Genomic DNA, 14,448 nt, shown 5'->3' with positions numbered 1-14,448 from the left:
GTTCGCTACTTCTGCTTTTTTCGCCGCACGACCGTGACCGGGCGGCCGCCGGTCGGGATCGTGCACTCTTCGTAGTTGCCGAGGCTGATCAGTTCGGCGATCAGGGCGTCGATCTGTCCCTTCTTGCGGTGTCGGCCGAAGCACTCCTTCGAGATGGCCGTACGGCCGGTTCCCTCATCGCCTGCCGCGTCGACGAAGGCCTTCAGGCGGTCGAGGTCGGGATTGCCGGACCCGTTGCCGAAGACGTACCAAGCAGAGTCTTCGGCGTAGCTCCACAGCGCCTCGGCCGCCTGCAGGTGAGGCACGTCGATGTAGTCGCTGCCGTCGAGCAGCGCGGCCATGACGGACAGCCGTAGGGTCTGCGGCGCAGCACGGGCGACGACTTGAGCGACTGGCCCGTCGCCTGCATGGTCGGCGGCGAGCCGCTTGTACAGATCCCGCCAGTACTTCGCCGCGTCGAGGCTGCGCCGCATCCTGCCGACACGCGCCGCTTTCTCGACGACCGAGGCGACCTCGGCGCCGAGCGCCTTCAGCGTCGCCTCGGACAAGTCGCCGCCGTCCGGCAGCAGCTTGGACCGACGCGACAACACGGGCAGGAAGCGGTTCATCGTGCCGCCGGCGCGCTCGGACTCCGACAGCTTGGCCCGCAGCTCGGTCGGCGTGATGTGCCCGACGATGACGATGTGCGGGTCGGTGGCCACCTTCGGCCGCATGGTCATCGTGCGCAGTGTGCCGCCGTCCCACGCCTGCCGTACGAGGGGAAGCAACGTGTTCCCCTCCCGCTTGCCCTGCGCGAGCACCGAGGCGAACTCCGATTCGACGATCAGCAGCCGCTTGTCAGCGACGCCTTCGTCGTAGTTCTCCTTTCCCGGCTCGCCGCTCTCGTCGCGAACCTGGTTGATCAGCCCTTCAGCGGACGACAAGCCGCCGACAACGCGGTCGTGGCAGAACGACACGTCGGCGTACTGGAAGACGCGTCGCACCTCGGCGAACGAGGTGCCTTTCATGCCGCCTGCGGTGCGGCCGATGATCTGCGGCCAGATGCGCGCGCCGTGCGCGACACCGCCCGTCAGTACGTGCGGACCACCGCCGATCATTGCGGCCGCGGCCGCGTACAGCGTGAAGAGCATCGCGGCAGGGTCCGCCTCGGTGTGCGGTTCGATGGTGCGCACGACGCGGCCGGGCAGTCCGTGCATCGCGGCCTCGTCGAGGACGGGCCAGGGACGCCCCATCGGGGACGGCTCGGGCTCGTCGGCGATGCCGCGGCTGGCGAGGATCCGCTCGGCCTGGTCGTAGTTGTTCACCTGGCTGCTCCGGATCGGTAGGCGGACGTGACCGTGCGCCGTGCTTCGGCCTCGGACAGTCCGATGTGCTTCGCCGCGTCGACCATGGCGTCGGCGACGGCCCGGGCGTCGACGAGCCCTTGCCGTGCGTGCTCGAATGCACGTGCTGCGGCCCAGTACAGGCGCGAGTTGCGCTCGCCCTCGCGGGAGTCGAGCACGGTCTTGACCAGCCCGGTCAGCACCGCCGACTTCCGGCCGGCGGGCATCCGTAGAGGACGCTGGTGTACGGGTTCGGGGGTGCGCTGTTTCGAGCAGCCGGTGAGGGCGTCGAGCAGCCACTCGGGAGCGGCCATGGGCGGCTGCTCGGGGTCGACCAGCTCGTATACGGCCCCGGATGCGTGCAGCGATCCAGGGCCGATCACGTACGCGTTCCCGGCGCGCACGTCACCGTCGAACTTGCCGCGGAGGGCGCCAAGCCCGTTGCCGAGCTGCACCTCGGGGGGCGCCCACAGGTAGTCGTGATAGCCCTTCCCCGTGTTGACGCGCATCGTCGGCAGCCACGGGTGCCCGAGCGCGGCCGCGGTGTCCTCGATCGCCCCCACGCGGTCGGAATCCATGACGAGCAACCGCTCGCCGGCCGGGCCGCGCACGTCGCCGACTGCGACGGCGACGTTTCGCGCCTCGCCACCGAACCAGCGCTGCACCTGCTTGGGATCGGTCGTGTGCACACGAGAGAAAGGCACGCACGGGTGCTTGCCCCTGTCCTCGCATGCTGCCGGGTCGTGACCCCTGCCGATTCCCGTGCACCGCTCGGTAAGCGGGTTGTCGGCCGGGGACACCGCGAACTGCCGTTCGACGAGCCAGAGCGCGGAGTCACGCGCTTGCGTCCATGGCTTCATCGAGCCACCTGCCGAGGCAGAAGGTCGATGACGTACTCGGTGCCGCAGGGCGCGGTCCGCTGCATCGAGGCCGGCTTACGCCACGGCGCGTTGTGCAGGTGGGGCATGCCACAGCCCGGACAGTCGTCGACCAGGACGTGCCGGTACCAGCGGCGGTGTCCGCGGTAGACCTGGATGCGTCCTGCTACACGGGGCACAGGCGCCTGTGGCACGATGTTCGATGACACGCCCCGCAGGCAGTCATTAGCCCCCGCGTCCTGTTCCCGCAGGCCGGGGGTGCTGTCGTTGGTGGTCACGCGGCCGCCCCTGCGGCACAGGAGACGAGCCACGCATTGACGTCTCGGCGGCGGTACCGGATACGGCCGCTGCGACCAGGCGTGAGCTTCACGTACCTGGGACCGGTCCCCTGCCACCGCCAGTTCATAAGGGTCTTTGTGCTGACACCCAGTTCCGCAGCCAGTTCGGCGGGCGTCAGAGTCGCTTCCGACATGATGCGAATCCCTTCGCTGCGCTGCGCATCGTTTTGATGCGTAAGCGATCAAGAGGGAGGCTACAGGACGTTCCGGGGATATCCAAGGGGTTGCTCGCGAATCATTTTGATGCCACAGTGTGGCCGTGGCCGACGAGAAGAAGAACCCACTAGGGCCCACCGGTGATCAGGTGCGGCGAAACGTCCAGCGGCTGCGCGAGGCCGGCGGGATGACCAAGCGCGAGCTGTCCGAGAAGGTGACGACGCTGGGGCGCCCGATCCCGCCGTTGGGTGTCTCCCGCATCGAGAACGGCACCCGCCGAGTCGACGCTGACGACCTGGTCGCCCTCGCCGTCGCACTCGGCGTGCACCCCGCTGCGCTTCTGCTGCCTCCGGACATCACAGGTGAGGCACTGGCCGAGGTCACGACGCTTGGCACCGTTTCGGCCCGCCAGGCGTGGGAGTGGGCGCATGGCATGCGCCCACTGCCCGACGCGGCCGGCGCGGAGTGGTACGCGTGGCGCTTGCGAGCGCTGCCGAACGGGTGGCGCCCGATGTCGGCCCGCGAGTACGCGGAATGGTCCGTCGAGCAGTCGAAGGCCGAACACGAGCGCATCTTGCGGCAAACGGGCTTCAACGCCGACGGGTCACGGATCGAGGGGGGTACGGATGGCTAGGGTTTGGATCGAGGACCGCGCCAACCACGCCGACTATCAACAGGCTGTGGAGAAGTGGCAGACGACGAAGCGAGAGGGCAGCAAGCGGCAGCCGCCCGGCCGCTGGCGGGTGCGGTGGTACGGCCCGGACAACAAGCCGAAGGCGAAGACGTTCGCGAAGCTGCCGCAGGCCGAGGCGGAGAAGGACGCGATCACGGCCCGGCTCGACAAGGGCTCGTACCGTGACCCGCAGTCGGCGAAAGCCGCGGTCAAGGTCGTTGCCGAGGAGTGGTACCGGTCGCTGCGCAGGCAGGGGCGGACGACGAAGCACGACTACCGCGAGCTGCTCGACAACTACGTCATCCCCCGGTGGGGCGACTGGCAGATCGGCGCCATCCGGTGGGAGGACGTATCCGACTGGATCGACGACCTGATCGAGAAGCCGGGCAAGTCCGGCCGGAAGCTCGGGCCCGCCCGGATCACGAAGATTTACCGCGTGTTCGCGATGGTCATGAAGCGCGCCGTGCAGACCGGGCGCATCGCGGCGAGTCCAGCGACCGAGCACGAGCTGCCCCGGCCGAACGAGGACGACGAGCACGTCTACCTCACGCACGAGCAGCTTGAGCAGCTCGCCGACGCGGCTGGCGACTACCGCCGCCTGGTCCTGGTGCTCGGGTACTGCGGAATCCGGTGGGCCGAGGCGACCGCCGTCAAGGCCGGCCGGGTCAACATCGACACCCGGCGGATCCGCATCGTGCAGGGCTACACCGACGTGCGAGGCGCGCTCGAGCTCGGGCCGGTGAAGAACCACGAGAAGCGGTCGGTGCCGCTCCCCCGGTCGTTCGCCGACGAGCTGCGCGAGCTGACCGCCGGCCGGAAGCCTGACGCGCTGGTGTTCACCGCGCCCGAGGGCGGCCCGCTGCGGTACGCGAACTTCCGGCAGCGCATGTTCGACCCTGCGGTGAAGGCGGCCGGGCTCGACGGGCTCGGCATCACGCCGCACAAGCTGCGGCACACCGCGGCGTCGCTTGCCATCGCGGCCGGCGCCGACGTCAAGGTCGTGCAGACGATGCTCGGGCACAAGTCGGCGGCGATGACGCTCGACGTCTACGGCCACCTGTTCCCGGATCGGCTCGACGAGGTCGCCGACGCGCTCGACGCCGGACGGATCGCCGCACTCGAAAAGCTGCGTGCGTCACTCACGGAAGCTGCGTGATCAAAGTGACGTGTACAAAATGCGTACTGCCCGCTCGGGCGTCCCCCGAACGGGCAGTGATCAACTGGCCTGTGACCAGCGGGTAAAGCTGGAGCCGCCTTCGGGATTCGAACCCGAGACCTACGCATTACGAGTGCGTTGCTCTGGCCATCTGAGCTAAGGCGGCGCGCCGTGCACCCATGGTGCGATCAGCAACGACGGTAAGTCTACACAGTTCCCCGGGGTGCTCCGAACCCGCCCCGGAGCGGAAGGCTCCGGGGCGGGTGGGGTCGGCGGGGTGGGGCTACGAGCAGCGGGTGCCGTCCTTCGGGGCGGTGCCGCTCAGCAGGTACGTGTTGATCGCGGAGTCGATGCAGGCGCTGCCGCGGCCGTAGGCGGTGTGGCCGTCGCCCTCGTAGGTGAGGAGGCGGCCGGAGGAGAGCTGGTCGGACAGGGCCTCGGCCCAGCGGTACGGGGTGGCCGGGTCGCGGGTGGTGCCGACCACGACGATCGGGGTGGCGCCGGCCGCCTCGATGCGGTGCGGCTCCCCCGTGGGCTTCACCGGCCAGTACGCGCAGTTCAGGGAGGACCAGGCGAGGCCCTCGCCGAAGACCGGGGACGCCTTCTCGAAGTCGGGGAGGGCGGCGCGCACCTCGTCCGGGGAGGAGAAGGCGGCGGGGAGGTCGAGGCAGTTCACGGCGGCGTTGGCGAACATCAGGTTGCTGTAGCCGCCGTCGGCCTCGCGCTCGTAGTAGCTGTCGGAGAGGATCAGCAGGCCCGCGCCGTCCTTCTCCTTCATCGCCGAGGTCAGCGACTCGCGCAGCTGCTGCCAGGCGCCCTCGTCGTACATCGCGGCGATCACACCGGTGGTAGCGAGGGACTCGGTGAGCTTGCGGCCGTCGGCGTCTCCGGCGGGGATCGGCTTGGCGTCCAGGTCGTCGAAGAAGGCCTTGAGGTTCTTGCCGACCTGGTCGGGGGTGGTGTTCTTGTCGCCGAGCGGGCAGTCCGGCTGCTTCACGCAGTCCTTCGCGAAGGACTGGAACGCCGTCTCGAAGCCCTCCGTCTGCTCCAGGTTCAGACGGCGGGCGGGCAGGGAGGGGTCCATCGCGCCGTCCAGGACCAGGCGGCCCGTCCGGTCCGGGAACAGGCCGGCGTAGGTCGCGCCGAGGAAGGTGCCGTACGAGGCTCCGACGTAGGTGAGCTTCTCGTCGCCCAGCACCGCGCGCAGTACGTCCATGTCGCGCGCCGCCTCGACCGTCGAGACGTGGCGCAGCAGCTTCGGCGCGTCGGCCCCGCAGCCCTCGGCGAACTCCTTGTAGGCGTCGACCAGCTCGTCCGTCTCGCCCGCGTCGTCGGGCGTGGCGTCGGTCTGCGTGTACGCGTCCATCTCGCGGCCGTCGAGGCACTCGACGGGCTCGCTGCGGGCAACGCCCCGGGGGTCGACCGCCACCATGTCGTACTGGGCGCGGACCTTCGCCGGGTAGCCGACGCCCGCGTACTGCTGGAGGTAGCCGATCGCCGAGCCGCCCGGTCCGCCCGGGTTGACGAGCAGCGAGCCGATCCGCTTGCCGGGCCCGGTGGCCTTCTTGCGGGCCACCGCGAGCCGGACGTCGCCCTCGGTGGGCTTGGCGTAGTCGAGCGGTGCCTTCATGGTGGCGCACTGGAAGCCGGGGACGCCGCAGTCGCGCCAGCTGAGCTTCTGCTCGTAGTACGGAGACAGCTCGGAGGGCGTGGCCTTCGGCAGCGCGGTCAGCGCCGCCGTCGCCGCCTCCGTCGAGCCGGCCGCCTCCGCCGCGGGGGATCCGGCGGACGTCGACGCGCCCCCGGCCGAGCAGGCGGTGGCGAGCAGCGCGGCGGCGAGCAGTGTGGCTCTGACACGGGTGCTGCCGGTGCGGGTCCTGCGGTGAGTGCGCCTTGTGTGCATCCATCGAGCGTAACGCTCCGCGACGGAGTCATTGCGATGCGTGGTTCGCGTGCCTCGTACGGGTTACGGCGTCAACGACCGGGCGCCTCTCCGAACGCGGACCGGGAAGGCGTGCTCAGCCCGCTCTGAGGGCCATCGTCATCGCCTCCACCGCCAGCAGCGGGGGCACATTGCGGTCGAGGGCCTCGCCGCAGGCCGCGATCGCCTCGATGCGGCGCAGCGTGGACTCGGGTGTGCCGGCGCGCGCGAGCCGCTCCAGAGAGTCCTCCGCGTCGGCGTTGGCGATCGCCACGCGGGAGCCGAGCTGGAGCGCGAGGACGTCGCGGTAGAAGCCGGTGAGCTCGCTCAGGGCCAGGTCCAGGCTGTTGCGCTGCGTGCGCGCCTTGCGGCGTTTCTGATCGGCCTCCAGTTCCTTGATCACGCCTGCCGTGCCGCGGGGCAGCCGGCCGCCCTGGACCGCGCCCAGCGCCGCCTTCAGTTCCTCGGTCTCCTTGGTGTCCATCTCCTCGGCGAGCTGCTTGGCGTCCTCCGCCGCGGCGTCGACCAGCTCCTGGGCCGCCTTGAGGGCCCCGCCGATGTCCTCGACCCGCAGCGGCAGCTTCAGCACGGCCTCCCGGCGTGCCCGGGCGGCCTGGTCCGTGGCCAGGCGGCGGGCGCGGTCGATGTGGCCCTGGGTGGCGCGGGCCGCCGCGGCGGCGACGTCCGGTGCGATGCCCTCGCGTCGTACGAGCATGTCGGCGACGGCCTGGACCGACGGTGTGCGCAGGTTCAGGTGGCGGCAGCGGGAGCGGATCGTGGGCAGGACGTCCTCGACGGAGGGGGCGCACAGCAGCCAGACGGTGCGCGGGGCCGGTTCCTCCACGGCTTTCAGGACCGCGTTGGCCGACTTCTCGTTCAGCCGCTCGGCTTCCTCGACGAGGATGACCTGCCAGCGCCCGTTAGCGGGAGAGGTGAACGACTTGCGGACGGTGTCCCGCATGTCCTTGGCGCGGATCTCGGCGCCCATGGCGACCACCGTGCTGACGTCCGCGTGGGTGCCGACCAGCGCCGTGTGGCATCCGTCGCAGAAGCCGCAGCCGGGGACGCCGCCGAGCGCGCGGTCGGGGCTCACGCACTGCAGCGCGGCGGCGAAGGCCCGCGCCGTCTGTGCCACGCCGGAGCCGGGCGGGCCCGTGAACAGCCAGGCGTGCGTCATGCTCGTCGCCTGCGGCAGCGGGCCGTCGGCCGCGGCGGCGGTGACGAAGGCGTCGGCGTCCCGGGCAGCGGCGGCGAGCGGCTCGCACACCTTCTCCTGCCCGACGAGGTCGTCCCACACGGTCATGGGTCACGCCGTCCTTCCGTCACACCGATCCGTCACACCGATCCGCCCACTGAGCCGCCGCGCTGATCCGCGGCGCGCCCTCCATTGTGCGGGGCGGCACTGACAACGCGGCGGGACGCCCGGGGCACGGGCCCCGGGCGTCCCGGTTCTCAGGTGCTCAGCGTCGTCCCCGGCCCCTGCCGCGGCCGCCGCCCCGACGGCCGCCCTCGCCGCCGTCGTCGTCCCGGTGGCCCTCGTCCTCGTCGTGCGGCCCGAGCAGTTCGTCCGCCAGCGTCGGCAGGTCGTCCAGCGGGGTCTCCTCGGCCCAGTCGGAACGGCGCCTGCGGGGCGGTGCCTGGTCGGGGTCGATCTGGGGCAGCTCGCGCGTGCGGTCCTGGGCGTCCCCGGCGGGGCCGGCACCGGCGGCCGGGCTCTCCTCGCGGAAGTAACCCGGCGGGACCCGGTCGGCGAGGTCTTCCCCGCCCACGGGCGGCAGGACGGCCGTCTCGTCGGCGGCTCCCGGCGGCGTCACGGGCGGCAGGACCGCCGTCTCGTCGGCGTCGCGCGGCTCCACCGCCGGCAGCAGGGCCGTCTCGTCCGCCGCGCCGGACGGCGCCGGTGGCTTGGGCAGCTCGGTCGTCACCTCGGACTCGGACTCGCCGGACGCCCGGCCGCCGTCGTCGCGCCCGCGCCGGGCACCGTCCTCGGCCTCGTCGGCCCGGTCCTCGCCCCGCGTGTCCCGCACCGGTCGCAGTACCGCCGTGTCCTCCACCGGCCCGCCGGAGGCGTTGGTCGGGGTCACGACCGGGGTAGGCACGGTCACCGCGTCGGAGGGCGCCGAGGCGGCCGGCTTCGGGCGGGGCGCGTCCGCCGCCGCGGGAGGCGCCGACTTGGGACCGGCCGCCGCCGCGGCCGCCGCCTGCTCCGCCGCCCGGCGTGCCTCTTCGGCCCGCAGCAGGGCCTCCTCGGCCTTGCGCTGCTTCTCCATGCGCCGGGCCTCGGCCTCGGCCCGCAGCCGCTCCTCCTCCTCGGCCTGCTTGCGGCGCCGCTCCTCCTCGGCCCGCAGCCGTGCCTCCTCCTCGGCGCGCGCCTTCTCCTCCGCGAGGAGCCGGGCCCGCTCCTCCTCGGCCTTCCGGCGTGCTTCCTCGGCCCGCTGCCTGGCCTCCTCGGCCTGCCGCTCGGCCTCGCGCCGCTGCGCCTCCTCCAGCTCGCGCCGCTTGCGCTCCTCCTCCTCGGCGCGCACCCGCGCCTCCTCCTCGAGGCGCTCGCGCTCCAGGCGCTCCTCCTCGGCCTTGCGCGCGGCCTCTTCCTCGGCCTTGCGGCGGGCTTCCTCCTCGGCCTTGCGGCGCGCCTCCTCCTGAGCCTTGATCTCGGCCTCGGACAGCGGCAGCACCTGGTCGAGCCGGTGGCGTACGACGGTGGTGACGGCCTCCGGCTCCTGGCCGGCGTCCACGACGAGATAGCGCCCGGGGTCGGCGGCGGCCAGGGTGAGGAAACCGGAGCGCACGCGCGCGTGGAACTCGGCGGGCTCGGACTCCAGCCGGTCCGGCGCCTCGGTGAACCGCTCGCGCGCGGCCTCCGGCGACACGTCCAGCAGGACGGTCAGGTGCGGCACGAGCCCGTCGGTGGCCCAGCGGTTGATGCGGGCGATCTCGGTCGGCGACAGGTCGCGGCCGGCGCCCTGGTAGGCGACCGAGGAGTCGATGTAGCGGTCGGAGATGACCACGGCGCCGCGCTCCAGGGCGGGCCGGACCACGGTGTCGACGTGCTCCGCGCGGTCGGCGGCGTACAGCAGCGCCTCCGCGCGGTGCGACAGTCCGGCGCTGGAGACGTCCAGCAGGATGGAGCGCAGGCGCTTGCCCACCGGCGTCGCCCCGGGCTCGCGCGTGAGCACGACCTCGTGTCCCTTGCCGCGGATCCACTCGGCGAGGGCCTCGGCCTGGGTGGACTTGCCGGCGCCGTCGCCGCCCTCCAGGGCGATGAAGAAGCCGCCCGCGGCGGGCGCCGGAACCGGGTCGTCGCCGCCGAGCAGCGCGTCCCGCAGATCCTGCCGCAGCGGCACGCCGGAGCGGTCGTCGACCTTGGCCAGTACCAGCGCGGCCAGCGGCAGCAGCAGGGCGCCGAGCAGCATCAGGACGAACGCGGCGCCGCCGTGGGCGAAGACGAACTTGCCGTTCTCCAGCCGGTGCGGTCCGATCGCCGCGGCCAGCACGGGCCCGACGACCGCACCCAGCGCCACGCAGACGCGGACGACGGCGTGCAGATGCTCGGTCGTGCGTGCCCGGCGGTGGTCCTCGGTCTCCTGGTCGAGCAGCGCGTGCCCGGTGTTCGCGGCCACGCCCGCGCCGACACCGGCCAGCGCGAGGAGCAAGAGCACGGTGGTGTCGTCCGGGACGAGCCCGGCGGCCAGCAGGGTGACGCCGGCGAAGGCGATCGCCAGGGCGAGCAGCCGCCGCCGGGACAGGGACGGCAGCAGGGCGGGGGCGGTGCGGATGCCGACGACGACGCCGCCGGTCAGCGCGCCCACCGTCAGCCCGTACAGCACGGGGCCGCCGCCCAGGTCCTTGGCGTGCAGCACGGCCACGGCGACCGTGGCGGCCACCACCGCGGCGACCGCGGCGCAGGCGAACACCAGCAGCGGGAGCACTCCGGTGCGGCCCTTGTCGACGCCGCTGCCGCTCTTGGGGCGGCGCATGCCCTCCAGCGGCGACCGCGCGCGCGGGGTGCGCACGGCGGGCAGCTCCAGGAAGGTCACCACGGACAGGGATGCGGCGAAGAGTCCGGCCGCCACGTACGAACCGAGCGCCGCCTGGTGCTCGGCGAACCAGTCGATGCCGGCGCCCAGGAGGTTGTTCAGGAGCCCGGCGAGGACCAGCACGGCGCCGGCGAGCGGGATCGCGACGAAGCTCGTGCGCAGCGACAGGCGGCGCAGCGCGTCCATGTGGTCCGGCAGCGGCCGTACCGTCGCGCCCTCCAGGGGCGGGGCGGGCAGCAGTGCGGGGGCCGCGCTCTCCCGGCACACCGTCCAGAAGCGCTCGGCGACGCCGATGACGAAGACGGTCACCAGGAGGACGGCGAGTGAGTTGTCGGGCGTCCAGTCGATCCACAGCGGCGCGACGATCAGCAGCGCGGCCCGCAGCCCGTCGGCGCCGACCAGGGTCCAGCGCCGGTCGAGCGGGCCGTCCTGCGAGGTGAGTGACGTCAGGGGCCCGAGCAGGACGGCGCCGAAGAGCAGCGTCGCCAGGATGCGGACGCCGAAAACGGTCGCCACTGCGAACGCCACGCCCCGGTAGCCCCCGCCGAACGAGCCCGCGCCGATCGCGGCCTGGACGGTGAGGAGGACCAGCACCAGGAGGGCGAGGATGTCGCCGACACCCCCCACGAGCTGTGCGCTCCACAAACGCCTCAGCTGCGGACGGCGCAGCAGGGTGCGGACGGCGCGCTCGCGGGAGTCCGCGACCAGGGCGTCGTCCGGGGCGGGGTGAGGGGCCGTTGGCTGCTCGGCTCGCGTCATGCGTTCAGCCTATAGGTCGCCGCCGACAGTCCGGCGTGCCCGGCCGAACGTACGCACGCCCCGACACCGAATTGATGCCGGGGCGTTCGTTTCGCGAAGAGCGTGTGAAGCGGTGAAGCGGTGCGGCGCTGGGCGGTGCCTGAGTTCCTGAGCCGGGCTCAGTCCTCCGACGCCTTCGATGCGGTCGCCTTCTTGGCGGCCGTGCCGGCGGTCGTCTTCTTCGCCGTGCTCTTGGCGGCGGTCTTCTTGGCCGCCGTGGTCTTCGCTGCGGCCGTCTTCTTGGTCGCCGCCGCCTTCTTGGCCGGGGCCTTCTTGGCGGCCGTCTTCTTCGTGGCCTTCTTCGCCGTCTTCTTGGCGGGCCCCTTGGCGCGCTTCTCGGCGAGCAGCTCGTAGCCCCGCTCGGGCGTGATCTCCTCGACGTTGTCGCCGGAGCGCAGCGTCGCGTTGGTCTCGCCGTCGGTGACGTACGGGCCGAAGCGGCCGTCCTTGACCACGACCGGCTTCTCGCTGACCGGGTCGGTGCCCAGCTCCTTCAGCGGCGGCTTGGCCGCGGCCCGGCCACGCTGCTTGGGCTGGGCGTAGATCGCCAGCGCCTCCTCCAGCGTGATGTCGAAGAGCTGCTCCTCGGTCTGGAGGGACCGCGAGTCCGTGCCCTTCTTCAGGTACGGGCCGTAGCGGCCGTTCTGCGCGGTGATCTCGACGCCCTCCGCGTCGGTCCCGACGACCCGCGGCAGCGACATGAGCCTCAGGGCGTCGTCGAGCGTCACCGTGTCCAGCGACATCGACTTGAACAGCGAGGCGGTGCGCGGCTTCACGGCGTTCTTACCGGTCTTCGGGGTGCCCTCGGGGAGCACCTCGGTGACGTACGGACCGTAGCGGCCGTCCTTGGCGACGATGGCGTGGCCGGTGGCCGGGTCGGTGCCCAGCTCGAAGTCGCCGCTCGGCTTGGCGAGCAGTTCCTCCGCCAGTTCCACGGACAGCTCGTCCGGGGCCAGGTCCTCGGGGACGTCGGCGCGCTGGTGGTTCTCGGAGTCCTTCTCGCCGCGCTCGACGTAGGGGCCGTAGCGTCCGACGCGCAGCACGATGTCGTTGCCGACGGGGAAGGACGACACCTCGCGCGCGTCGATCGCGCCGAGGTCGGTCACGAGTTCCTTGAGGCCGCCGAGGTGGTCTCCGTCGCCGTTGCCCGCGTCGGCCGCGCCGCCGCCTCCCGCGCCGTCGCCCTCGCCGAAGTAGAAGCGGCGCAGCCACGGCACCGCCTGGGCCTCGCCGCGGGCGATGGCGTCGAGGTCGTCCTCCATCTTGGCGGTGAAGTCGTAGTCGACGAGCCGCCCGAAGTGCTTCTCCAGGAGGTTGACCACGGCGAAGGAGAGGAAGGACGGGACGAGTGCCGTGCCCTTCTTGAAGACGTAGCCGCGGTCCAGGATGGTGCCGATGATCGACGCGTACGTCGACGGGCGGCCGATCTCGCGCTCTTCCAGCTCCTTGACCAGCGACGCCTCGGTGTAGCGGGCCGGGGGCTTGGTGGCGTGGCCGTCGACCGTGATCTCCTCGGCCGTCAGCGCGTCGCCCTCGGCGACCTGCGGCAGTCGGCGCTCGCGGTCGTCCAGCTCGGCGTTCGGGTCGTCGGCGCCCTCGACGTAGGCCTTGAGGAAGCCGTGGAAGGTGATGGTCTTGCCGGAGGCGCTGAACTCGACGTCCCGGCCGTCGGAGGCGGCGCCGCCGATCTTCACGGTGACGCTGTTTCCGGTCGCGTCCTTCATCTGGGAGGCGACGGTCCGCTTCCAGATCAGCTCGTACAGCTTGAACTGGTCGCCGGTCAGACCGGTCTCGGCGGGCGTGCGGAAGCGGTCGCCGGAGGGGCGGATCGCCTCGTGCGCCTCCTGCGCGTTCTTGACCTTGCCGGCGTACGTACGCGGCTGGGGCGGCAGGTAGTCGGCGCCGTACAGCTGCGTCACCTGGGCGCGGGCGGCGCTGACCGCCGTGTCGCTCAGGGTCGTGGAGTCCGTACGCATGTAGGTGATGTAGCCGTTCTCGTACAGCTTCTGGGCGACCTGCATGGTCGACTTCGCACCGAAGCCGAGCTTGCGCGAGGCCTCCTGCTGCAGCGTCGTCGTACGGAACGGGGCGTACGGCGAGCGGCGGTACGGCTTGGACTCGACGGAGCGGACGGCGAAGCGGGTGTTCTCCAGCGCGGCGGCGAGCGCGCGGGCGTTCGACTCGTCGAGGTGGAGGGTGTTCGCGCTCTTGATCTGCCCCAGGGAGTCGAAGTCGCGGCCCTGCGCGACACGCCGTCCGTCGACCGTCTGGAGACGGGCGACCAGGGACGACGGGTCCGACGCGTCACCGGCCCGGCCGGTCGCGAAGGTGCCGGTGAGGTCCCAGTACTCGGCGGAGCGGAACGCCATGCGCTCGCGTTCCCGCTCGACGACGAGCCGGGTGGCGACGGACTGGACGCGGCCTGCCGACAGGCGCGGCATGACCTTCTTCCACAGGACCGGCGAGACCTCGTAGCCGTAGAGGCGGTCGAGGATGCGGCGGGTCTCCTGGGCGTCGACGAGCTTCTGGTTCAGCTCGCGCGGGTTGGCGACGGCGGCGCGGATCGCGTCCTTGGTGATCTCGTGGAACACCATGCGCTTGACCGGGATCTTCGGCTTGAGGACTTCCTGCAGGTGCCAGGCGATGGCCTCGCCCTCGCGGTCCTCATCGGTGGCGAGGAAGAGCTCGTCGGAGTCCTTCAGCAGGTCCTTGAGCTTCTTGACCTGGGACTTCTTGTCCGCGTTGACCACATAGATCGGCTGGAAGTCGTGTTCGACGTCCACACCGAGGCGGCGGACCTCGCCGGTGTACTTCTCCGGCACCTCCGCCGCGCCGCTGGGAAGGTCGCGAATGTGCCCGACGCTCGCCTCGACGACGTAGCCAGGGCCGAGATAGCCCTTGATCGTCTTCGCCTTGGCAGGCGACTCGACGATGACGAGTCGTCGGCCGCCCTTCGCGGTCTCGCTGGTCGGGGACAACTTCGCTCTTCTCTCCGGTCGACGCTGGGCCTCCCCAGGCCGTGGTCCCGGGGTCGGGTCGTTCTGTGTTTCGATCGTGACGCTGCGGAGTGTGACGGTACCTCCCGCCCCCGTGTCAAACGGGAAAAGCCCGCAACGGCCACTCGAACGGTAACCCGACGAACCGTGTTCCTGCCGCCCGGAGTGCTCAC

At 71.8% G+C, this 14,448-nt stretch carries 10 protein-coding genes and 1 tRNA gene; 2 read left to right on the top strand and 9 right to left on the bottom strand.

The annotated features are described in order from the left end of the window. Positions 1-5: 5 nt before the first annotated feature. The 4 genes from ABS735_RS01005 to ABS735_RS00990 all read right to left on the bottom strand — a co-directional run bounded on the left by ABS735_RS01005 (position 6) and on the right by ABS735_RS00990 (position 2,672). Positions 6-1,196, bottom strand: coding sequence for a YfjI family protein (locus ABS735_RS01005; RefSeq protein ID WP_373905029.1), 1,191 nt, complete (start codon positions 1,194-1,196; stop codon positions 6-8). A 104-nt stretch (positions 1,197-1,300) separates the two neighbouring features. After that, positions 1,301-2,182: a bifunctional DNA primase/polymerase gene (locus tag ABS735_RS01000; protein WP_373905028.1), complete on the bottom strand. Its 882-nt coding sequence runs from the start codon at positions 2,180-2,182 to the stop codon at positions 1,301-1,303. Further along, positions 2,179-2,478 carry a hypothetical protein gene (locus ABS735_RS00995; RefSeq protein WP_373905027.1) on the bottom strand — a complete coding sequence of 100 codons (300 nt, stop codon included), beginning with the start codon at positions 2,476-2,478 and terminating at the stop codon, positions 2,179-2,181. Before ABS735_RS00995 ends, ABS735_RS01000 begins: the two co-directional genes overlap by 4 nt. Then, positions 2,475-2,672: a helix-turn-helix transcriptional regulator gene (locus tag ABS735_RS00990; protein WP_373905026.1), complete on the bottom strand. Its 198-nt coding sequence runs from the start codon at positions 2,670-2,672 to the stop codon at positions 2,475-2,477. The genes ABS735_RS00995 and ABS735_RS00990 overlap by 4 nt, the downstream gene beginning before the upstream one ends. Positions 2,673-2,797: 125 nt before the next feature. Between ABS735_RS00990 and ABS735_RS00985 the strand changes: the two genes are divergently transcribed. Next, positions 2,798-3,328 (top strand): helix-turn-helix domain-containing protein, encoded by a 531-nt coding sequence (locus tag ABS735_RS00985; RefSeq protein ID WP_373905025.1) that lies wholly within the window; start codon positions 2,798-2,800, stop codon positions 3,326-3,328. Continuing rightward, positions 3,321-4,523, top strand: a complete 1,203-nt coding sequence (locus ABS735_RS00980; RefSeq protein ID WP_373905024.1) for a tyrosine-type recombinase/integrase — start codon at positions 3,321-3,323, stop codon at positions 4,521-4,523. The genes ABS735_RS00985 and ABS735_RS00980 overlap by 8 nt, the downstream gene beginning before the upstream one ends. Before the next feature lie 89 nt (positions 4,524-4,612). On the opposite strand, the gene ABS735_RS00975 is transcribed toward ABS735_RS00980, so the two are convergent. From ABS735_RS00975 to topA, 5 genes are all read right to left on the bottom strand, one after another. After that, positions 4,613-4,689, bottom strand: a tRNA-Thr gene (locus tag ABS735_RS00975). A gap of 117 nt (positions 4,690-4,806) precedes the next feature. Further along, complete coding sequence (locus ABS735_RS00970; RefSeq protein ID WP_373905023.1) at positions 4,807-6,426, bottom strand: alpha/beta hydrolase; 1,620 nt, start codon at positions 6,424-6,426, stop codon at positions 4,807-4,809. Positions 6,427-6,541: 115 nt separating this feature from the next. Beyond that, a complete protein-coding gene (locus ABS735_RS00965) occupies positions 6,542-7,747 on the bottom strand; it encodes a DNA polymerase III subunit delta' (protein WP_373905022.1) in 1,206 nt (401 codons plus the stop codon). 157 nt (positions 7,748-7,904) lie between these two features. Then, positions 7,905-11,240, bottom strand: a complete 3,336-nt coding sequence (tmk, locus tag ABS735_RS00960) for a dTMP kinase (protein WP_373905021.1) — start codon at positions 11,238-11,240, stop codon at positions 7,905-7,907. A 158-nt stretch (positions 11,241-11,398) separates the two neighbouring features. Beyond that, a complete protein-coding gene (gene topA, locus ABS735_RS00955; RefSeq protein WP_373905020.1) occupies positions 11,399-14,257 on the bottom strand; it encodes a type I DNA topoisomerase in 2,859 nt (952 codons plus the stop codon). Positions 14,258-14,448: the final 191 nt, after the last annotated feature.

The organism is Streptomyces sp. MMCC 100 (assembly GCF_041538145.2).
In the GTDB taxonomy this organism is placed as follows: domain Bacteria; phylum Actinomycetota; class Actinomycetes; order Streptomycetales; family Streptomycetaceae; genus Streptomyces.
This window is presented reverse-complemented; position numbering and strand designations above follow the sequence as displayed.